Source organism: Bradyrhizobium sp. Pha-3, assembly GCF_042258615.1.
GTDB lineage: Bacteria > Pseudomonadota > Alphaproteobacteria > Rhizobiales > Xanthobacteraceae > Bradyrhizobium.
The window spans coordinates 1,534,991-1,554,559 of the sequence record NZ_CP170152.1 but is presented as its reverse complement, the minus strand read 5'-3'; the positions used below and the strand labels follow the sequence as shown (position 1 = coordinate 1,554,559).

The 19,569-nt window shown below is 65.2% G+C and carries 23 protein-coding genes; 9 read left to right on the top strand and 14 right to left on the bottom strand.

What is annotated here, in order from left to right; all coding sequences use genetic code 11:
* Positions 1 to 14: 14 nt before the first annotated feature.
* On the bottom strand, positions 15 to 2,702 hold the full coding sequence (locus tag ACE10Z_RS07200; protein WP_375787314.1) for an EAL domain-containing protein: 2,688 nt from the start codon (positions 2,700 to 2,702) through the stop codon (positions 15 to 17).
* Positions 2,703 to 2,969: 267 nt separating this feature from the next.
* Between ACE10Z_RS07200 and ACE10Z_RS07195 the strand changes: the two genes are divergently transcribed.
* Positions 2,970 to 4,073 (top strand): NAD(P)/FAD-dependent oxidoreductase, encoded by a 1,104-nt coding sequence (locus tag ACE10Z_RS07195; RefSeq protein WP_375787313.1) that lies wholly within the window; start codon positions 2,970 to 2,972, stop codon positions 4,071 to 4,073.
* Between the two features lie 93 nt (positions 4,074 to 4,166).
* Here ACE10Z_RS07195 and ACE10Z_RS07190 read toward each other — a convergent pair whose 3' ends face one another.
* The gene (locus tag ACE10Z_RS07190) at positions 4,167 to 4,352 is read right to left on the bottom strand and encodes a YdcH family protein (RefSeq protein WP_050422666.1); all 186 of its coding nucleotides are present in this window, start codon (positions 4,350 to 4,352) and stop codon (positions 4,167 to 4,169) included.
* Between the two features lie 240 nt (positions 4,353 to 4,592).
* Between ACE10Z_RS07190 and ACE10Z_RS07185 the strand changes: the two genes are divergently transcribed.
* The 3 genes from ACE10Z_RS07185 to ACE10Z_RS07175 all read left to right on the top strand — a co-directional run bounded on the left by ACE10Z_RS07185 (position 4,593) and on the right by ACE10Z_RS07175 (position 5,465).
* On the top strand, positions 4,593 to 4,799 hold the full coding sequence (locus ACE10Z_RS07185) for a YdcH family protein (protein WP_024583705.1): 207 nt from the start codon (positions 4,593 to 4,595) through the stop codon (positions 4,797 to 4,799).
* Positions 4,800 to 4,984: 185 nt separating this feature from the next.
* Entirely contained in the window at positions 4,985 to 5,194 is a 210-nt protein-coding gene (locus ACE10Z_RS07180; RefSeq protein ID WP_050401735.1) for a hypothetical protein, read from the top strand.
* A gap of 19 nt (positions 5,195 to 5,213) precedes the next feature.
* Complete coding sequence (locus tag ACE10Z_RS07175) at positions 5,214 to 5,465, top strand: hypothetical protein (protein WP_375787312.1); 252 nt, start codon at positions 5,214 to 5,216, stop codon at positions 5,463 to 5,465.
* A gap of 6 nt (positions 5,466 to 5,471) precedes the next feature.
* Here ACE10Z_RS07175 and ACE10Z_RS07170 read toward each other — a convergent pair whose 3' ends face one another.
* A complete protein-coding gene (locus ACE10Z_RS07170; RefSeq protein WP_375787311.1) occupies positions 5,472 to 6,008 on the bottom strand; it encodes a GGDEF domain-containing protein in 537 nt (178 codons plus the stop codon).
* A gap of 347 nt (positions 6,009 to 6,355) precedes the next feature.
* On the opposite strand from ACE10Z_RS07170, the gene purE reads away from it, so the two are divergent.
* The gene (purE, locus tag ACE10Z_RS07165) at positions 6,356 to 6,844 is read left to right on the top strand and encodes a 5-(carboxyamino)imidazole ribonucleotide mutase (protein ID WP_375787310.1); all 489 of its coding nucleotides are present in this window, start codon (positions 6,356 to 6,358) and stop codon (positions 6,842 to 6,844) included.
* Positions 6,841 to 7,944, top strand: coding sequence for a 5-(carboxyamino)imidazole ribonucleotide synthase (locus ACE10Z_RS07160; protein WP_375787309.1), 1,104 nt, complete (start codon positions 6,841 to 6,843; stop codon positions 7,942 to 7,944). The genes purE and ACE10Z_RS07160 overlap by 4 nt, the downstream gene beginning before the upstream one ends.
* A gap of 201 nt (positions 7,945 to 8,145) precedes the next feature.
* Here ACE10Z_RS07160 and aqpZ read toward each other — a convergent pair whose 3' ends face one another.
* Positions 8,146 to 8,868 carry an aquaporin Z gene (gene aqpZ / locus ACE10Z_RS07155; RefSeq protein ID WP_375787308.1) on the bottom strand — a complete coding sequence of 241 codons (723 nt, stop codon included), beginning with the start codon at positions 8,866 to 8,868 and terminating at the stop codon, positions 8,146 to 8,148.
* Positions 8,869 to 9,132: 264 nt separating this feature from the next.
* Here aqpZ and rpsU point away from each other — a divergent pair, with 264 nt between their 5' ends.
* Positions 9,133 to 9,429 (top strand): 30S ribosomal protein S21, encoded by a 297-nt coding sequence (gene rpsU, locus ACE10Z_RS07150; RefSeq protein ID WP_021078544.1) that lies wholly within the window; start codon positions 9,133 to 9,135, stop codon positions 9,427 to 9,429.
* Between the two features lie 113 nt (positions 9,430 to 9,542).
* A complete protein-coding gene (locus ACE10Z_RS07145) occupies positions 9,543 to 10,202 on the top strand; it encodes a tetratricopeptide repeat protein (RefSeq protein WP_375787307.1) in 660 nt (219 codons plus the stop codon).
* A gap of 74 nt (positions 10,203 to 10,276) precedes the next feature.
* Here ACE10Z_RS07145 and ACE10Z_RS07140 read toward each other — a convergent pair whose 3' ends face one another.
* The 10 genes from ACE10Z_RS07140 to ACE10Z_RS07095 all read right to left on the bottom strand — a co-directional run bounded on the left by ACE10Z_RS07140 (position 10,277) and on the right by ACE10Z_RS07095 (position 19,441).
* A complete protein-coding gene (locus tag ACE10Z_RS07140; RefSeq protein ID WP_375787306.1) occupies positions 10,277 to 11,203 on the bottom strand; it encodes a hypothetical protein in 927 nt (308 codons plus the stop codon).
* A 276-nt stretch (positions 11,204 to 11,479) separates the two neighbouring features.
* The gene (locus tag ACE10Z_RS07135) at positions 11,480 to 11,764 is read right to left on the bottom strand and encodes a cupin domain-containing protein (protein ID WP_092123500.1); all 285 of its coding nucleotides are present in this window, start codon (positions 11,762 to 11,764) and stop codon (positions 11,480 to 11,482) included.
* Between the two features lie 120 nt (positions 11,765 to 11,884).
* Positions 11,885 to 12,982 carry a calcium:proton antiporter gene (locus ACE10Z_RS07130; protein ID WP_375787305.1) on the bottom strand — a complete coding sequence of 366 codons (1,098 nt, stop codon included), beginning with the start codon at positions 12,980 to 12,982 and terminating at the stop codon, positions 11,885 to 11,887.
* A 55-nt stretch (positions 12,983 to 13,037) separates the two neighbouring features.
* Positions 13,038 to 13,856 carry an alpha/beta hydrolase gene (locus ACE10Z_RS07125; protein ID WP_375787304.1) on the bottom strand — a complete coding sequence of 273 codons (819 nt, stop codon included), beginning with the start codon at positions 13,854 to 13,856 and terminating at the stop codon, positions 13,038 to 13,040.
* A gap of 14 nt (positions 13,857 to 13,870) precedes the next feature.
* Entirely contained in the window at positions 13,871 to 14,041 is a 171-nt protein-coding gene (locus tag ACE10Z_RS07120; protein WP_375787303.1) for a hypothetical protein, read from the bottom strand.
* A gap of 12 nt (positions 14,042 to 14,053) precedes the next feature.
* Complete coding sequence (locus ACE10Z_RS07115; protein ID WP_375787302.1) at positions 14,054 to 15,451, bottom strand: NAD(P)(+) transhydrogenase (Re/Si-specific) subunit beta; 1,398 nt, start codon at positions 15,449 to 15,451, stop codon at positions 14,054 to 14,056.
* A 43-nt stretch (positions 15,452 to 15,494) separates the two neighbouring features.
* On the bottom strand, positions 15,495 to 15,812 hold the full coding sequence (locus ACE10Z_RS07110; RefSeq protein ID WP_016841609.1) for a proton-translocating transhydrogenase family protein: 318 nt from the start codon (positions 15,810 to 15,812) through the stop codon (positions 15,495 to 15,497).
* An 11-nt stretch (positions 15,813 to 15,823) separates the two neighbouring features.
* Entirely contained in the window at positions 15,824 to 16,948 is a 1,125-nt protein-coding gene (locus ACE10Z_RS07105; protein WP_375787301.1) for a Re/Si-specific NAD(P)(+) transhydrogenase subunit alpha, read from the bottom strand.
* Positions 16,949 to 17,090: 142 nt separating this feature from the next.
* Positions 17,091 to 17,243 carry an aa3-type cytochrome c oxidase subunit IV gene (locus ACE10Z_RS07100; RefSeq protein WP_375787300.1) on the bottom strand — a complete coding sequence of 51 codons (153 nt, stop codon included), beginning with the start codon at positions 17,241 to 17,243 and terminating at the stop codon, positions 17,091 to 17,093.
* Positions 17,244 to 17,494: 251 nt separating this feature from the next.
* The gene (locus ACE10Z_RS07095; protein WP_375787299.1) at positions 17,495 to 19,441 is read right to left on the bottom strand and encodes a M3 family oligoendopeptidase; all 1,947 of its coding nucleotides are present in this window, start codon (positions 19,439 to 19,441) and stop codon (positions 17,495 to 17,497) included.
* Here ACE10Z_RS07095 and ACE10Z_RS07090 point away from each other — a divergent pair.
* Positions 19,374 to 19,562 (top strand): hypothetical protein, encoded by a 189-nt coding sequence (locus ACE10Z_RS07090; protein ID WP_375789765.1) that lies wholly within the window; start codon positions 19,374 to 19,376, stop codon positions 19,560 to 19,562. The two genes, ACE10Z_RS07095 and ACE10Z_RS07090, sit on opposite strands and share 68 nt — an antisense overlap.
* Positions 19,563 to 19,569: the final 7 nt, after the last annotated feature.

Genomic DNA, 19,569 nt, shown 5'->3' with positions numbered 1-19,569 from the left:
CGGTTCAGGCCGATCTACCCGGCCCTGCGCACGGTTTCGGCAAAGTGGTCGCCGCCGACCAGCGCGGCAAATTGACCGATCGGGGCCGGCCGGCCGATCAGATAGCCCTGCACCGCGTCGCAACCCTCCTCGGAGAGGAAGCTGAGCTGCGCCTCGGTCTCGACGCCTTCGGCGACGATCGACATTTCAAGGCCGTGGCCGAGATCGATGACCGCACGGACGATCGCGGCCGATTGCGGATTGCGGCCGAGATTGATGACGAAGGCGCGGTCGATCTTGATCTTGTCGAACGGAAACGCCTGCAGGTAGCTCAGCGAGGAATAGCCGCTGCCGAAATCGTCCATCGAGATGCGCACGCCGAGCGTCTTCAGCCGCCGCAGCAGCGACAGGCCGCGGTCGAAATCCTCGATCAGCACGCCCTCGGTGATTTCGAGCTCGAGCCGGTCGGGCGTCAGCCCGGTCTCGAGCAGGATCGAATGCACGAGGCCGACGAGGTCGCCATGGGTGAACTGCGCCGGCGACAGGTTCACGGCGACCTGCATCGGCACCGCCCAGGAGGCGGCCTCACGGCAGGCTTCGCGCAAAATCCATTCGCCCATCTCGACGATCAGGCCGCTTTCTTCCGCGAGCGGAATGAAGTCACTGGGCGGCACGAAGCCGCGCAGCGGATGGTGCCAGCGCGCCAGCGCCTCGAAGCCGATGATCTGGCTGCTCGCAACGCTCGCGCCGGTGGCTGCCTGCGGCTGGTAGTAGAGCGACAATTCGCCGTTCTTGATGGCGACTGACAGTTCCTGGTGCAGCACGCGGCGATCGCGGATCTGCTGGTCCATCTCCGGCTCGAAGATCGAGATCGTGCCGCGCGACTTGGCCTTGGCGCGGAACAGCGCCGCGCCCGAATTGGCCAGCAGCGAGGCCGCGTCGGATCCGTTATGCGGGAACACCGCGACCCCCGCGGTCAGCCCGGTGCGCACCGACTTGCCGTCGATCGCGAAATCCTCACCCAACGCCTCGGCGGCCTGCTCGGCCAGCGCTATGCCCGCGGCCGGCTGCCGGCCGTCGATGATGAGGCCGAATTCGTCGCCGGACAGCCGCGCGACCACGCCGCCGCGCGCCACCGTCTGCAAACGCTGCGCGACTTCGATCAGCACCTTGTCGCCCATCGCATGGCCGTAGACGTCGTTGATCTCCTTCAGCCCGTCGAGGTCGACGCAGAGCACGGCGAACTCCTCGTCGGTACCGTCGCAGGCCTCGATCATCTGGGTCAGCGCCTGCAGGAAGGCGGCGCGGTTCGGCAGGTCGGTCAGGCCGTCGTGATAGGCCATGTGCGCCATGCGCGACTCGGTCTGGCGCCGGTCGGTGACGTCCTCATGGGTCTTGATCAGATATTGCGGCTCGCCATGATCGTCGAGCACGGTCATGCGGCGGGTCAGGAACAGCCGCAGGCCGTCCTTGGTCGAGATCGGGTGCTCCTCGGCGATCATGCTGCGCTTCCTGATCGCAGCCTCGTCGCGGGCGACGATCAGCTTGGCTTCGCGCGCATTGAAGATGTCGGAAGCCGTCAGCCCGGCGGCGTCCTCGCGGCGGCGGTTGAGGATCGTCTCGGCGCTGCGGTTGGCCAGCAGATAGCGGCCGTCGCTGACGCGCTGGACGATCAGCGAGACCGGGATGTTGTCGACCACGAGCTCGAGGAATTTCTTGCTGTTCTCGAGCTCGCGCGACAGCGAACGGCGGTCGGTGACGTCCTCGAACAGCGCGATCAGGAATTCCGGATCGCCGGCCTCGTTGCGGGCGATCACGCGGTTCGACGCCAGGATGCGCCGCTCCGAACCGCGTTCGACGAAGAATTCGCTGCGGTGATAGCCTTCCGGCGCGTCGAGCGCCGCGCGGTCGGCGGTGTCGATGCTGACGGCGGTCTCGGGACGGAAGATCTCGTCGGCGCGCTTGCCCACGATGTGATCGCGCGAGAAGCGCGAGAAGCGCTCGAACGCGCGGTTGGCGAAGATGTAGCGGCCGTCCTCGATGTTCTTGGCCGCGACGCAGACCGGGACGTTGTCGAGCACGGATTCGAGGAATTGCGTGGTCGAGGCGAGCTTGCGCGACAGCTTGCGCTGGTCGGTACAATCGAGATGGGTCGCGACCGAGCCGCCGTTCGGCAGCGGAAAATATTTCACCAGCACCGACCGGCCGCCGGGCAGTTCGGTGACCAGCCCTTCGGGCGTCGCTGCCCGGGCGAAGAAATCCTGGGCGCTGATGTCGAGCACGCCGCGGTCGCGGCGCAGCTCCAATAGCTCGGTGCCGGTCATGTTGCGCCTGATGTCGGCACGCGACAGGCCGTAGATGTCGAGATAGCGGTCGTTGCAGAACACGATGCGCTCCTGCGCATCGGTCATCACCACGCCCTGGTTCAGATGGTTGAGGGCGGACGACACGAAGGCGTTGCGCCGCAGTTGCGCGCGCTTGGCCTTGCGCAGGGCCGAAAGGATCCACAGCCCGACCGCGCCGAGGAAGGACGCAACGGCCACGCTGCCGATCAGGAGCTCCCAGACCACGCCGGGATCGAGGTCACCAAGATAGGTCGACGGTGCGAAGGCGGCGGAGGCGGCCCGGGCTGCACCGACCGGCACGACGGCGGCGATCAGGCAAAGGACGGCCCTTGCCGGAATCGAATTCTTCCCGCCCGCCTGCCACTTCCTGCCAACCATCAATCACCCGCGGATTTCCGGGGCGAGTGTCCGGCTCCGGCGGTTTGGATCGGGTAAACGCCTAGGGATGCAACTGGAAAATGCCACTTAATGTACGGCAATTGCCCTGACATGATTAATGCTGCCCTAACAGGGCATGGCTCCCCAACTATTTGAGATGGCCCAAGCACTTGCCTAATAAGCACTTGCCCAAAACGATGGGATCGGCTGAACGATGTTGGCGGCAGCGGCGTGGCTGTGCGGAAAAATTCGGACGTGAAGGACGAGATGGACAGGGTTGATTGCGTGATCGTAGGTGCGGGGGTGATCGGCCTCGCGGTGGCGCGCCGGCTGGCACAGGCCGGCCGCGAAGTAATCGTGATCGAGGAGGCCGAGGCGATCGGCACCGTCACCTCGTCGCGAAACAGCGAGGTGATCCACGCCGGCATCTACTACCGGGCCGGCAGCCTGATGGCGCGGATGTGCGTCAGCGGCAAGCGGGCACTTTATCGCTACTGCGCCGAGCACGGCATCCCGCACAGGAATTGCGGCAAGCTGATCGTCGCCACCACGGCCAAAGAGACCGAAAAACTGCAGTCGATCCGGGCCCATGCCGAGGCCAACGGCGTCGACGACATGCAACTGTTGTCCGGCGAGGCGGCGCGCGCGCTGGAGCCGGCGCTGAACTGCGACGCGGCGCTGCTGTCGCCCTCCACCGGGATCATCGACAGCCATGCCTACATGCTGGCGCTGCGCGGCGACGCCGAGGCGGCCGGGGCGGCATTCGCTTTCCATACGCCGCTGCTCCACGCCAGGGCCACGGCCAACGGGTTCGAGATCGAGGCCGGCGGCGCGGCGCCCATGACGCTCGCCTGCGATCTGCTGGTCAATGCCGCCGGCCTCGGCGCAACGGCGGTCGCGCGCAACGTCGAGGGCATGCCGATCGAGTTGATTCCAACGGCCTATCTGGCCAAGGGCAATTACTTCAGCTGCAGCGCCAGGGCGCCGTTCTCGCACCTGATCTATCCGGTGCCGGAGCCCGGCGGGCTCGGCGTGCACCTGACACTCGACATGGCCGGACAGGCGAGGTTCGGCCCCGACGTCGAATGGATCGATCACATCGATTATGCCGTCGACCCTGATCGGGCCGAGCGGTTCTATCCGGCGATCCGCAAATACTGGCCGACCCTGCCGGACGGGGCGCTGATGCCGAGCTATTCCGGAATCCGGCCCAAGATCGTGCCGCCGGCGGTCGCGACCCAGGATTTCCTGATCCAGGGACCGGCCGATCACGGCGTCGCCGGCCTGATCAACCTGTTCGGGATTGAATCGCCCGGACTGACGTCATCGCTCGCAGTCGCCGACCACGTCGGCGAGCTGGCGGAGCTCTGAGCAAATGCAGCATAGCCTACCGAAGGATGCGCGCCGCGGCGTTCATCCCTCGGTAACGGGCCAGACTATTTGCAAATTTGCGGAGGAACCGGCTTAGTGGACCGTGTCGTCAGCGGAAAGTCTCAACCGCTCGATTTGATCCTTGACCATCAACTTGCGGCGCTTGAGCTCGCAAATGTGGAGATCGTCTACAGAGGGGTGAACGAGTGCTTCGTGCAGTTCGTTCTCAAGTATTTTGTGCTTACGCTCCAGCTCAACGAGATGGGCCTGTATCGCCATTGCGAACACTCCTCGGTGCGTTAAACCTCAGGTTCGATCCGGACCAATAAGTCTACACGAGTGGGCCGTGCTGTCGATAGGGGACGCGAAATGCCGCACGCACTCATTTCGGTTTATCTGTAACTAATCGTGACTATGGAACCGGTTCGGCTTGCGCCGCGCGCGCTCAGGGAGGATATTCCGGCAAGCGGCTGCTTCGGTCGCAACAACCTCGTCGTGCTTACCAGTCAATACACAACCATGAACGATCAGGATGAGCGCGAACTCCTCGCCGAGCTTGCGCGTCTGCAGCAAGAGCACCGCGACCTCGATGCCGCGATCGACGCGCTGCATCAATCGCCGGCGCCGGATCTCTTGATGCTGCAACGCTTGAAGAAGCGGAAGCTGCAATTGCGCGACCGCATCGCCTTCATCGAAGATCAGATCACGCCCGACATCATCGCCTGACGCCCGCCTCGGCGGTTCGGCGGCCGCTGGTTCAGATCCGGCGGCGGTTTTCCCCGTCATCCACAGCGCCTCATTGGCTTCACGTTCGCGGCAACGGACGCAGGTGTGCTTTTCGGCGCTTGACTCCAAAAGAACAAAATAAGAACATATCGATCCAGCCGCCAGCTATCAGAGGGAGTTTCGCCATGTCCGCACCACCTTCCCTGCCCGACAACAGCCGCTACGAGAAGGCCTGCGATCAGGCGATCGCGATGTGCGACGGCAACCTGCGCAGCACCATCAAGGCGCTGATCATGGCCAACGAATATCTGGAAGCCGAGCTCGAGGAACTGCAGGCCGCGATCGCCGCGGGTTGCGTGCCGGCGCGAACCCATGCGGCGAGCGATGCCGCCTGATCTCTGAGGGAGCACAGCAATGGCTGACGTGACCTACTACGTGGCGCTGCCTTTCATGCAGGACGACGACGGTACGCCGGTCGCCGGCAGTGCCGAGGAATGCCAGAGCTCGGCGATCGCGCTGCGCCGGGCGGAGACGATGTCGCGGATGCCCGGCAGCATCGGCGCCGTCGCGTTCAGCCGCACCGGCGATCCCGCGATCGGCGAATTCGGCGATGCCAAGCTGCTGCGGGCCTACGGCAATGTGCCGGCGGATCTGAGCGCGCTTTAGCCCTTGCTAGCCGCTGGATTCGTGGCGCCGCTGCGCCTTGCGCACATACATTGCACGATCGGCCTCATCGAGAACGCGATCGGCATCCGAATGCGCGGTGAGGATCGCAACGCCCGCGGAGGCACCCGCAGAGATCTGGCGGCCACGGAACACGAAGGTCAGGCGGTCGATCGCCTCCTCCAGCGCAACCGCCTTGGCGCGGGCATCGGTCTCGCTGAGATTCCACAGCAGCACCGCGAACTCGTCGCCACCAAGACGGCCGATCACGTCGGAGGCGCGCACCTGGTCCGATATCGCGGCGACGATCGTCTTCAGCACCTCGTCACCTGCCGCGTGCCCGAAGGCATCGTTGATCGGCTTGAGGCGGTCGACGTCGAGCACGATCAGCGCGCCGGAGGCCTGATAGCGCTTGATGAAGGAGAGCGAACGGACGAGCTCGCGCTCGAAGCCGCGCCGGTTCAGGATGTCGAGCAGGAAGTCGGTCTCGGCGGAGGCTTGCAGCTCCTCGATCCGGGCCTGGGCCCGCGCCAGCTGCGCCCGCAACCTGCGGATCGTGGATTTGTCGCCGGACGCGACCGCGCCTCGCGTAGAAGCTTCGGTTCCAGCCCCTTTGGTTCCAGTCCCTTTTGCTCCAGTCCCTTTTGCTCCAGTCCTGCCGGGTGCGGATTTGCGCGCGGCGGCCGCGCCTTTTCGTCGTTTTGCCGCCGCGGAGGCCGCCGCCGTCGTCTTCTTCTTCATGCGCATCCTTGTTGAGGCCTGCTTATGAAGGCTTGCCGGGATTCACCAAGACAGGATAGTCCATTCTAACTCCCTTGCCACGCCTTGGATGACGCCCGGGCCGCCCCTATAATCCGGCCTATGCTTTTGGATTCCTGCACAGAATTGAAGAGATGACCGCTCCGATCGCCATCATCATGGGAAGCCAGTCCGACTGGGACACCATGCGCCACGCCGCCGAGACCCTGGCCGCGCTGGGTGTTGCCTGCGAAACGCGCATCGTTTCGGCGCACCGCACCCCCGACCGGCTCTATGCCTTTGCCAAGGGCGCCAACGCGGCCGGGCACAAGGTGATCATTGCCGGCGCCGGCGGTGCCGCGCATCTGCCGGGCATGACGGCGGCGCTGACGGAGCTTCCGGTGTTCGGGGTTCCCGTCGAGTCGAAGGCGCTGTCCGGCGTCGATTCGCTGTACTCGATCGTGCAGATGCCGGCCGGCATCCCGGTCGGGACGCTCGCGATCGGCAAGGCCGGTGCGATCAATGCCGCGTTGCTCGCGGCGAGCGTGCTCGCGCTCAGCGATCCCGCTTTGTCGGCCCGTCTTGCCGCCTGGCGCCAGCAGCAGACCGATGCGGTCAAGGACCATCCGGAGGGCACGGCGTGACGGCTTCGAACCTCGTGAAGCTGAAGCCGGGCGACACCATTGGAATCCTCGGCGGCGGACAATTGGGACGGATGCTGGCGATGTCCGCGGCGCGCCTCGGGCTGCGCTGCCAGGTGTTTTCGCCGGATCCGGACTCGCCGGCCTTCGACGTGGTGCAGAACGCGACCTGTGCGGAATATGCCGACGTCGAGGCGCTCGAACTGTTCGCCAACGACGTCGACGTCGTCACCTATGAATTCGAGAATGTCCCGGCCGCGACCGCGATGGTGCTCGCCGCGCGCCGTCCGGTGCTGCCCGCGTACAAGATCCTCGAGACCACGCAGGACCGGCTGATCGAGAAGGATTTCGTCAGCAAGCTCGGGATCGGCACCGCCGATTATGCCGACGTCTCATCGCTCGCCACGCTGCGCGCAGCGATCGAAAGGATCGGCCTGCCTGCCGTGATCAAGACCCGCCGCTTCGGCTATGACGGCAAGGGCCAGGCCATCATCCGCGCCGGCGACGACGTCGAGCAGGTCTGGCAGGACCTCGGCACCAAGTCGGCCATCCTCGAGGCCTTCGTGCCGTTCGAGCGCGAGATTTCCGTGATCGCCGCGCGCTCGGCTTCCGGCGAGGTCGAGTGCTTCGACGTGACCGAGAACGAGCACCGCGACCATATTCTGAAAACTTCCCGTGCGCCGGCCGCAATCCCCGGGGAGCTTGCAGCGCAGGCGCGGGCGATCGCCGAAAAGATCGCCACGGCGCTCGACTATGTCGGCGTGCTCGCGGTGGAGATGTTCGTGGTGCCCGGTAACGGCGCAGCGACGGTGCTGGTCAACGAGATCGCGCCGCGCGTGCATAACTCCGGCCACTGGACGCTTGACGGCGCCTCGATCTCACAGTTCGAGCAGCACATCCGTGCGATCGCCGGCTGGCCGCTGGGCAAGCCGGTGCGCCACGGCGAGGTCACCATGACCAACCTGATCGGCGACGACATCCTGGACTACGAGCAGTGGCTCACCGTTCCCGGCGCCACCGTGCATCTGTACGGCAAGGGTACGCCGCGCCCCGGCCGCAAGATGGGGCACGTCACCGAAGTGACGCCGGCCCGCAAGCCGTAAATCCACACCGGTGGCCGCGGCCCGCCTTCGCGCCGTCGATGGAAACGGGATCGTGGCAACCACGATCCCGATAGAGCATCGCTTCTGATTGAATCAGAACCGATGCTCCAGCTTTGTGCTTTGACGTGTTTTCTTCACGCGAACCGGCGTCCACCCCGCATCTAGTGCGGGGCAGGCTTCGCTCGAAAAGGCACGAGCCGGTCACGCGGTCTTGACGCCGGCGACAATGCCGGTCGGCTCGTCGCTGAGCCAGCGATAGATCACGCCGCCGAGCGCGCCGCCGATCAGGGGCGCGACCCAGAACATCCAGAGCTGCCCCAGCGCCCAGCCGCCGACGAACAGTGCCGGCCCGGTGCTGCGCGCAGGGTTCACCGAGGTGTTGGTGACGGGAATGCTGACGAGGTGGATCATCACCAGCGCGAGGCCGATGGCGAGCGGCGCGAAGCCGGCGGGCGCCTTGCCGTGGGTCGATCCCATGATGATGAACAGGAACATCATGGTCATCACCACTTCGGTGATGAAGCACGCCACCATGCTGTAGTGGCCCGGTGAGTGCGCGTCATAGCCGTTGGAGGCGAAGCCCTTGCTGACATCGAAGCCGGGCGCGCCGCTGGCGATCACATAGAGCAGCCAGGCCGCGATGATCGCGCCGGCGACCTGCGCGATGATGTAGGGCAGCACCTGGCCGCCGGGGAAACGCCCGCCCGCGGCGAGCCCGACCGTCACGGCCGGGTTGAGGTGACAACCCGAGATATGGCCGATCGCATAGGCCATCGTCACCACGCTCAGCCCGAAGGCCAATGACACGCCGACCAGGCCGATCCCGACCTGCGGAAAGCCGGCCGCGATCACCGCACTGCCGCAGCCAGCGAATGTGAGCCAGAACGTACCGATCAGCTCGGCCGCGTATTTCTTCATGTCCATGTGGCATCTCCCCTATTTCCAATGTCCGGGTTATCGAAAACTCCGGGAGCGGCCCCGATACCGGCGCCAAATCACCCAAATCAGGGCCGCACAATGGCATTTTCGCCCCATTTCGTGGCTTTACTAGGCCCGAAAGTCACTCGACCGGTGGACATCTGCGCGTTTGTCTGATACATGCGCGCGCCTAGGGTTAAGAGGCAGGCCTTTTGCCGCCCCTTTACCTCGCCAGAATTCCGAACCGATCAATTCAAAAGAGGATGCCGCGTGCAGGTTCTCGTCCGCGATAACAATGTCGACCAAGCCCTGAAGGCGCTGAAGAAGAAGATGCAGCGCGAGGGCATTTTCCGCGAGATGAAGCTCCGCGGTCACTACGAAAAGCCCTCTGAGAAGAAGGCTCGCGAAAAGGCCGAAGCCGTGCGCCGCGCACGCAAGCTGGCGCGCAAGAAGCTGCAGCGCGAAGGCCTGCTGCCGATGAAGCCGAAGCCGGTGTTCGGCGCTGGTCCCGGTGGCGACCGTGGCGGCCGTCCCGGTGGTGCAGGCGCTGGTCGCGGACCTCGCTGAACCGTTTTACCGATATGGAAGTCTAACAGCGCGGGCCACGGGCCCGCGTTGTTGTTTTGAAGCAAGCCGTGTTCCGGGGTATCCATGCAAAACCACCGGCAAGAGCATTTTGCATGATGGCTGTCGCGGCGCCCCGCTCCCTGCTCCCTGAAGCCGCGCACCGCCGTCGTGCGGCGCAACTCGCCATCATGGCCGTGGTTGTCGGCCTGCCGCTCGGGGGCTGCTCCTTCGACTTGGGATCATGGGGCTCGGACGACAAGCCGAAACCGGCTGCCGCCGCCGACAAGCCTACTGCCGACACCATCACCCCACAGGACATCAACAGTGCCAAGGACCACGCCACGCGCGGACAGGTCCTGGCGCATTCCGGCAAGGTCGATGAGGCGCAGGCGGAGTTTGAGCAGGCGCTGACCGCCGACCCTTACAACATCCAGGCGCTGTACGGCCGCGGCCTGATCTATCAGGGCCGCGGCCAACATCAGCAGGCGATCGACGATTTCACGGCGGCCAGCGGACTGTCGCCGCAGAAGGCCGAGCCGCTGGTCGGCCGCGCCACCAGCTACCTCGCCCTCGACAAGGCCAAGCAGGCCGCCACCGACCTCGACGAGGCCGTGCAGGCCGATCCCAGCAATGTCGCGGCGTGGAGCGCGCGCGGCCAAGCCTATGAGCGGCTCGGCGACAAGGCCAAGGCGGCGGCGTCCTATAATCGCGCACTCGCGCTGCGGCCAAATGACGGGAGCGCGCGCAGCGGGCTGGCGCGCACCGGCGGCTAGCGCTTTTTCCCGAACGAGCGGTTACCGATCCGCTCGAACAAGATGCATCAAGAACGAGAGATCCGTGCTGCGCGTTACTTCGGCAGGACGGCGTGGAACATCGACTTCATGCCGGAGAACATGTCGTCGGTCACCGACGTGCGCTCGTTCTTCGGCGCCGGCATGGCGGCGTCGGCGCGCAGGTCGAGCGGGGCCTGGAGCACCGGCACCGGAATATCGGCCGGCGGCGTCAGCCGATTCGAGTCCTGGGCATTGGCGGCGTAGGGCGGACGCGGCTGCGAGGATTGATCGGCATTGTCGTTGGACGGGTTCGACACCATGATTGGCGGCGGCAACGGCCGGATCGCCGGGGCTGCCGCCGGACGCTGCTGGTCAGGCAGGCGGGCGAGATCGGTGCTGCGAGCGTCCTGTGAGCGCGCAGCCTCCTGGGAACGCACGGCGTCCTGGGAACGCACGGCGTCCTGAGGACGCTCCTTGCGCAGCCGCTCGATGGCAGCACGCGCAAGATCGTTGGCATCGCGGGCTTCCTCCGGCGTGACGGCGGACTCGACCGGCGCGGTGGCGGGCGCAGCCTTCGCGACCGCCTTCGGCGCGGCCGGATGATGGCGCGTATCGGCAGGGATGCTGGCCGTTTCGGCCGGTGCATCAGCTTTGGTGTCGGCAGCTTTGGTGTCGGCAGCTTTGGTATCAGCCGATTTGGGATCGGCGGGCTTCTCGGTGACGGTGGCCTTCTCCGACGCCGACCGCTCGATCAGGGTGCGCTCGGACATGCCCTTGGCCTTCACGCCGGCTTCCGGGAGGCTGCTGACCACGGTGGACTTTTCGGCGGGCTTGGCGGCGGCTTTCGGATCCGCCTTGGGATCCACGGCGGCGGTCACGGCTGCGGCATCCGGCGCTTGCGGCTTGGCCACGATATAATGATTAACGATGTACGCCCCGATGATGGTCGCTGCCACCGAGGGTAAGATGTCCATCACGAATTTCTTCAGGTAACTCAGCATGACCTGCCACTCCCCACCCCGTTATTTCATGCTGGAACTTTGAGGCACATTCAGGGATCAACTGCGACGGATCGGTGGCAAACCCCCGTTCCGACGTCACCTTTGGTGTCACTTTGGTTTCAGCCGGAGGCGCCCCCTGCGTAGGCCGCATCCGCCTTCTAGATCATCGTGCAGCCGTTAACGGGTTATGAATTTCCACAGCTTCGCGGACTCGGACCTGCCATTCGGCGCGCGCAGGGTTCCGTGTAGGGTTCTTTGCAGGGTTGTTGCGCCACGTCAGGGCTTGAGTTCGACCTCGAGGAACACGATCTCGCTGGCCGTCTCGTTGAGCACGTCGTGCTGGACCCCGGCCTTGCGGAAATAGGATCTGCCGGCCCCGAGCTGCGCCTTCGAGCGCTCGCCGTTCGGCGCCACGATCGTCATCTCGCCCGCGGTGATCGGAACGATGACATAGTCCATCTCATGGGTGTGGTGGCCGGTGGCGCTGCCCGGCGCGAGCCGCCATTCGGTCACGCGAACCTCCGCCGTATCCACCTGCACATCCGATTTGGCGCTGAGCATTGTCACTTCACTTCTCCACGAAAGCGTTTTCAAGCGAAATGGATACCGGTTCGCGTGAAGAAAACGCGTCAAAACAATAATCCAGAGCCCCGTTCCGATTCAATCGGAACGGTAAAGGCTCTAAGGCACGAATACCATGAACACGAACACGGCGAACACCACCATGTGAACGAGCCCGAACAGGATGTTGGTGCGGCCGGTTCCGAAGGTGAGCATGCTGACCATGAAGGTGAGCAGCAGGATCAGCATATGCTGGTTGCTGAGCCCGAGCACCAGCTGCTTGTCGAGTGCATAGGCGGCAACGGCTACCGCGGGAACCGTGAGCCCGATGGTGGCGATCGAGGAGCCGAGCGCGAGGTTGATGCTCTTCTGCAGGTCGTTCTTGCGCGCTGCCGACACCGCGGCAACGCTCTCCGGCAGCAGGATCAGCGCCGCCACCACCAGACCGGCAAAGGCCGGCGGCGCGCCGATCTTGACGGTGACGACATCGACCACCAGCGAGAATTTCTTGGCCAGCAGCACCACCGCCAGCAGCGAAACCAGCAGCAGGGCAACGCTGATCGCCGTCATGCGGTCCGACATCACCTCGCCATGCGCCGCCGCCTCATTGGCGCCGCTGACGAAATAATCGCGGTGACGGATGGTCTGGGTGTAGAGGAACACCGCATAGAGCAGCAGGGTCACGACGCTGATCACGGCGAGTTGGGCCGTGGAGTAGATCGGGCCCGGCGCGGTAAGCGTGAAATTCGGCATGTCGAGCGTGATGGTCGCGAGCACGAACAGCACGCTGAGGTAAAGGTTGGCGCCGGTGATCTGAAAATCCTGCTCGCGGTAGCGGATGCCGCCGATGAAGATGCAGAGCCCGACCAGGCCGTTGCAGACGATCATCACCACCGCGAACACGGTGTCGCGCGCGAGCGTCGGCGCCGGCGTGTCGCCCAGCATGATGGTCGAGATCAGAGCCACCTCGATGACCGTCACGGCCAGCGTCAACAGCAGCGTGCCGAACGGCTCGCCGATCCGCTCGGCAATCATCTCGGCATGATGGACGGCCGCAAACACGGTGCCGAACAGAATCACCAGCAGCACGGCCGCGAACACCCAGCCCCCGGCCGATGGCGCGAAGCTGTAGCCGGTGGCCGAGACCGCGGCAAACAACAGCACCGCCAGAACGGGATACAGCCAGGCCGACCGTGGCATCGGTCCGTGTGCGCTCATTGTGGGGGCCCCCTCACGTCATTGGCTCCGATTATGCGACAGACAATCGCCGCCGTCAGCCTCTTGCGGCGTCGATAAACCGCCGCGCGGGATCCATCGCACCGAAATTATCGAGATCGTCGTGCCCGCCGCCGGGCAGGCGCACGAACTGCTTGGGTTCGTGGGCGAGGCCGAACAGCCGCTCGCCGAAGCCGATCGGGATCACCGGATCGTCGCTGCCATGGATGATCAGCAGCGGCTCCGTGACGCTGGTGATTCGCCGGTCGGAGTGGAATTGATCCCGCATCAGCAGGCTGACCGGCACAAACCAGAAGTGCGCACCGGCAACGTCGGCCGTTGAGGTATAGGGCGCCTCCAGGATCAGCCTGCCGACCGGATGCTCGGCGGCGAGCGCGACCGCAACGCCGGTACCGAGGGAGAATCCCCACGCCACGATCTGCTCGGCGCGGTAGCGCGCGGTGGTGAACGCGTAAGCGGCCGCGGCGTCCTGCAACAGCCCCTGCTCGCTCGGAGAACCGCTCGAGCCGGCGTAGCCCCGGTAGGACAGCGCCACCAGCCCGGTGCCGTCGGCCGTGATGCCCTTGAAGCGCGCCACGCGGCCGGCCAGGAAATCGCCATTGCCGGGAAAGAACAGCACGACCGGCCGGCCCGGCTTCGCCGGCACATGCCAGACGATGACCTTCTCGCCATCATCAGTGGTCAGGACATGCTCCTCCGCTTCGGGAAGGCCGGCGGCTGCGGGCGCCGTCCGCCCGACCGGCGGGATCGGAAACAGCAATTCGCGCTGCTTGACGTACAGCACCGCGAGCCCGCCGAGATAGACGACGACCGCGGCGATCACGAGCCATTTCAGGATTGCGAGTGCCAGCGCCATCACCGGAGCCGCAGCTATGTCTTGCCGCGGAGCTTGAGCAGCTGCTCGACGTCAACCCTGATGCTGTCGGGGATCGGCCGACACGCGCACGCCACCGCATGCGCGACATGCCACTTGATGCGCTGCTCGCGGGTGGTCCGAGGCGGCATGCGATGCTGTCGATGCCACTCCCGGTTCAGCGCCATTCACTGCCCGCCCTACATCGCCTTGACGATGTTCTCGGTGACCTTCTTGGCGTCGCCGAGCAGCATCATGGTGTTGTCGCGGTAGAACAGCGGGTTGTCGATGCCGGCATAGCCCGACGCCAGCGAGCGCTTGATGAACATCACGGTGCCGGCCTTCCAGACCTGCAGCACCGGCATGCCGTAGATCGGCGAGGTCTTGTCCTCTTCCGCCGCCGGGTTGGTGACGTCGTTGGCGCCGATCACGAAGGCGATGTCGGCCTGGGCGAACTCCGAGTTGATGTCCTCGAGCTCGAACACCTCGTCATAGGGCACGTTGGCCTCGGCCAGCAGCACGTTCATGTGGCCGGGCATGCGGCCCGCCACCGGGTGAATGGCGTATTTCACCTCGACGCCTTCCTTCTTCAGGAGGTCGGCCATCTCGCGCAGCGCGTGCTGGGCCTGCGCCACCGCCATGCCGTAGCCGGGCACGATGATGACCTTGGAGGCGTTCTTCATGATGAAGGCGGCATCGTCCGCCGAGCCGAGTTTTGCGGGCTTCTGCTCGCCCGAGCCGCCGCCGGCCGCCGCGGTCTCGCCGCCGAAGCCGCCGAGGATCACCGAGATGAACGAGCGGTTCATCGCATGGCACATGATGTAGGACAGGATCGCGCCGCTTGAGCCGACCAGCGCGCCGGTGATGATCAGCGCCGAGTTGCCGAGCGTGAAGCCGATGCCGGCCGCGGCCCAGCCGGAGTAGGAGTTCAGCATCGAGATCACGACCGGCATGTCGGCGCCGCCGATCGGGATGATCATCAAGACGCCGAGCGCCAGCGCGATGATCGTGATCAGCCAGAAGTCGAGCGCGCTGCCGCTCATCACGAGGCCGACGATGAAGAACACCAGCGCCAAGGCCAGCACGATGTTGATGACGTGGCGGAACGGCAGGATGATCGGCGCGCCGCTCATGCGGGCCGACAGCTTCAGGAACGCGATCACCGAGCCGGTGAAGGTCAGGGCGCCGATCGCAACGCCGAGCGACATCTCGACCAGGCTCTGCGGATGGATGTTGCCGGGCGTGCCGATATCGAACGCCTCGGGCGCGTAGAACGCGCCGGCGGCGACCAGCACCGCGGCCATGCCGACCAGCGAGTGGAACGCGGCGACCAGCTCCGGCATCGAGGTCATCGGCACCCGCCGCGCGATCACCGCGCCGATGCCGCCGCCGATCGCGATCGCGACGATCACCAAGAGCCAGGCGATGCCGTCGGCCGGCGGATGGCTCGCCAGCGTGGTGGCGACCGCGATCGCCATGCCGATCATGCCGAACATGTTGCCCTGGCGCGACGATGCCGGGCTCGACAGGCCGCGCAGCGACAGGATGAACAGCACCCCCGCCACGAGGTACAGAACAGCAGCCAGATTGGCGTTCATCTCAGGTCCCCCTTTGTCTTCGTCACCCCGAGGTGCACGCCGCTCACTTGGCTTTCTTCTTGTACATCGCCAGCATGCGCTGGGTGACCAGGAAGCCGCCGAAGATGTTCACGCAGGCGAAGATCAGCGCGACGAAGCCGAAGCCGCGGGCCCAGCCCGAGCCGCTCGACACCATGCCGACGCCGACCGCGAGCAGCGCGCCGACCACGATCACCGACGAGATCGCGTTGGTCACGCTCATCAGCGGGGTATGCAGCGCGGGGGTCACCGACCACACCACGAAGTAGCCGACGAACACGGCAAGAACGAAGATCGACAGCCGGAACACGAACGGATCGACGGCCTGCGCGAGATGCTCCATGGCTTGTCTCCTTACTTCGGCTGGAAGTTGGGATGGATGACGGCGCCGTCTTTGGTCAGCGCGGTGGCCTTCACCAGCTCGTCGTCCCAATTGACCGCGAGCGCCTTGTTGGCCTTGTCGACCATCGTCTCGATGAACGAGAACAGGTTGCGCGCATAGAGGCTCGAGGCCGAGGCGGCGACGCGGCCGGCGACGTTGGTGTAGCCGACGATCTTGATGCCGTCGGTTTCGACCACCTCGCCGGGCCTTGCGCCCTCGACATTGCCGCCGCGCTCGACCGCGAGATCGACCAGCACCGAGCCCGGCTTCATCGACTTCACCATCTCGCCCGACACCAGCTTCGGCGCCGGACGGCCCGGGATCAGCGCGGTGGTGATCACGATGTCCTGCTTCTTGATGTGCTCGGCGGTCAGCGCGGCCTGCTTGGCCTGGTATTCTTTCGACATCTCCTTGGCGTAGCCGCCGGCGGTCTGCGCGTTCTTGAACTCCTCGTCCTCGACGGCGAGGAATTTGGCGCCGAGGCTCTCCACCTGCTCCTTGGTGGCAGGCCGCACGTCGGTCGCGGTGACGACGGCACCGAGCCGGCGCGCGGTCGCGATCGCCTGCAGGCCGGCGACGCCGACCCCCATCACGAACACCTTGGCGGCCGGCACGGTGCCGGCGGCGGTCATCATCATCGGGAAAGCGCGGCCGAAGGCTTCGGCGCCCTCGATCACCGCCCGGTAGCCGGCCAAATTGGCCTGCGAGGACAGCACGTCCATCACCTGGGCGCGGGTGATGCGCGGCATCAGCTCCATCGCGAAGGCCGACACGCCGGCATCGGCCATCGCCTTCAGCGCGGCCTCGTTGCCGTAGGGGTCCATGATCGCGATCACCAGCGCGCCGCGCTTGTACTTCGCCAGTTCGGAGGCCTCGGGCCGCTTCACCTTGATGATGATGTCGGCGTCCTTGAGCGCATCGGCGCTAACGGTGGCGCCCGCCGCGACAAGCTCCGAATCGGGCAGCCCCGACTTGACGCCCGCGCCCGGCTCAACGGCGACCTCGGCGCCGATCGCCTTGAACTTCTTGATGGTATCGGGCGAAACCGCAACCCGCGGCTCGGACGCATCGATTTCCTTGGCAACGGCGATCTTCATGGGCCCTCCGGCGGCGCGAGCGGCGCACGCGTCTTCAAACTAGCGTTATTTTCGCCAGATTGGATACCCGGTTTTTCCATCCGGGTTTCGACAGGAATTCCGGCACCGCCGCGGGACGGCGATGCCGCTAGCCGATCAGGGATCAGACCAGGAAATAGGCCATCAAGGCGAGGATGATGGCGACGCTGATGGTGCCGTATTTGACCAGCACGAGAAACCCTTCATAGGTCTGCTCATGCGCCACGTAATCGTTGCCGTCGGCGGTCGTATAGGCCACTTCGCTATGGTCTGCCATCGCTGTCCCCAGTCAGAAATTCGCGTTCTGCGAGCCATTACCGCAAACAGATTGTCAGGGCAACGGCGTGCTCCCGATCGGGCGATTTGAAGCGCAAATCGTCCCCGATTCACCCCTCGAGCGACGGCCCTGCGGCCGCCCCTCGGGCAGGATTGATCTCCCAAACGTGGGCGTCACGGGACGATCATGCCGTGAGGCGCAACAAACGCCGAGCGAATCTGATGCTGGGCCAGCCGGAAGGCCGACGGTCGTCAGTCCATCGTCTCCAGCTCGTCGATCATGCCGGCGATGACGGACAGGCCGCCGTCCCAGAATTTCGGGTCCTTGGCGTCAAGCCCGAACGGCCGCAGCAGCTCGGAGTAATGCTTGGTGCCGCCGGCGGCGAGCATGTCGAGATAACGCTCGGCGAACCCCTCGGACGCGTGCTCGTAGACCGCGTAGAGCGAGTTCACCAGGCAATCGCCGAACGCATAGGCGTAGACGTAGAACGGCGAGTGGATGAAGTGCGGGATGTACATCCAGAACGTCTCGTACCCCGGCTTGATCTCGATCGCGGGCCCGAGGCTCTCACCCTGCACGCTGAGCCACAGCTCGCCGATCCGCTCGGCGGTGAGCTCGCCATTCTTGCGCTCGGTATGAACCGCACGCTCGAATGAATAGAACGCGATCTGCCGCACCACGGTGTTGATCATGTCCTCGACCTTGCCCGCGAGCAGCGCCTGGCGCTGCTTGGCGTTCCTGGTCTGCGACAACAGCCGCTTGAAGGTCAGCATCTCGCCGAACACGCTCGCGGTTTCCGCCAGCGTCAGCGGCGTCGGCGCCATCAACGCGCCGTTCTTCGCCGCCAGCACCTGATGGACGCCATGGCCGAGCTCATGCGCCAGCGTCATCACGTCGCGCGGCTTGCCCTGATAATTCATCAGCACATAGGGATGCGCCGACGGCGTGGTCGGATGCGAGAACGCACCGGGCGCCTTGCCGGGACGCACCGGCGCATCGATCCAGCGATCGCTGAAGAAGCGCTCCGCGATCTCGGCCATCTTGGGCGAGAAGCCGTTATAGGCCGACAGCACCATGTTGCGCGCCTCGGGCCAGGCGATGGTGCCGGTCGCCGCGAACGGCAGCGGCGCGTTGCGGTCCCAGTGCGGCAGCTTCTTCTTTTTGAACCAGCCGGCCTTCAACGCGTAATAGCGGTGCGACAGCTTCGGATAGGCCGCGCGCACCGAGGCGACCAGCGCATCGACCACCTCGCGCTCGACCCGGTTGTTGAGATGGCGGGAATCCGCGACGTCCTGGAAGCCCCTCCAGCGGTCGGAGATTTCCTTGTCCTTGGCCAGGGTGTTGGTGATCAGCGCGAAGGTGCGCTCATTGTCCTTGAAGGTCTTGGCGAGCGCCTGCGCGGCCGCCTTGCGCTTGTCGCCGGCCTTGTCCTGCAACAGGTTCAGCGTCGGCTCGATCGCGAGGTCCTTGCCCGCGACCTTGAAGCGCAGGCTGGAGACGGTCTGGTCGAACAGCCGGTTCCAGGCCGCGTAGCCGCTCTGCGCCTTTTCGTGGAAGAGTTGCTCGACGCGGTCCTCGAGCTGGTACGGCTTGTCCTTGCGCAGATCTTCGATCCACGGCCGGTAATGCCCGAGCGCGGGTTCGGCCATCGCGCGCTCGATCACATCATCGTCAACCCGATTGAGCTCGAGCGAGAAGAACAGGAGGTGCACGGATGCGGCCGTCAGCCGTTCGGAGACGTCGCCATAGAATTTCGAGATCGCGGGATCGACGCTGTCGCCGGCATGGACCAGGCCGGCATAAGAGCCGAGACGGCCGGCCAGATCGTCGATCGCCTCGTAGCGCCTGACTGCCTCGGCAAGCCACTTTCCGCCGCCTTCCTTGCCGGTATTTTCGGCAAGCTTGCCCTTGTAGTCGGTCTCAAACGCGACGCAATCTGCATCCATTTTCTGCAAATCGCGTGCGACTTCCGGCGCGTCGATACCGGAGTAGAGATCCGCCAGATTCCATTCCGGAAGCTTGCCGGCCTTGCCGGCTGCCTGTTTCGCCGCCGGGCTCGCTGCGGCGGGCTTACGCTGCGGGGCCGTCTTGCGCAGCGCGGCTTCCTTGCGGAGAGCGGCCTTGCTGAGAGTGGACTTGCCAGGAGCAGACTTGCTGGGAGCAGACTTGGGGGAGGCAGTTTTGGAGCGCGAGGTCATCTTGTTCGTAACCTTACTTCAGTCGGAACGATGTCGGCGGCGGCGGAATCAAAGCGGGTTTGCAAGGTTTAAGAGTGCGTTAATCGGCATCGGCGACATTGCCCCGATTCGAGACAAATAAACGTAGC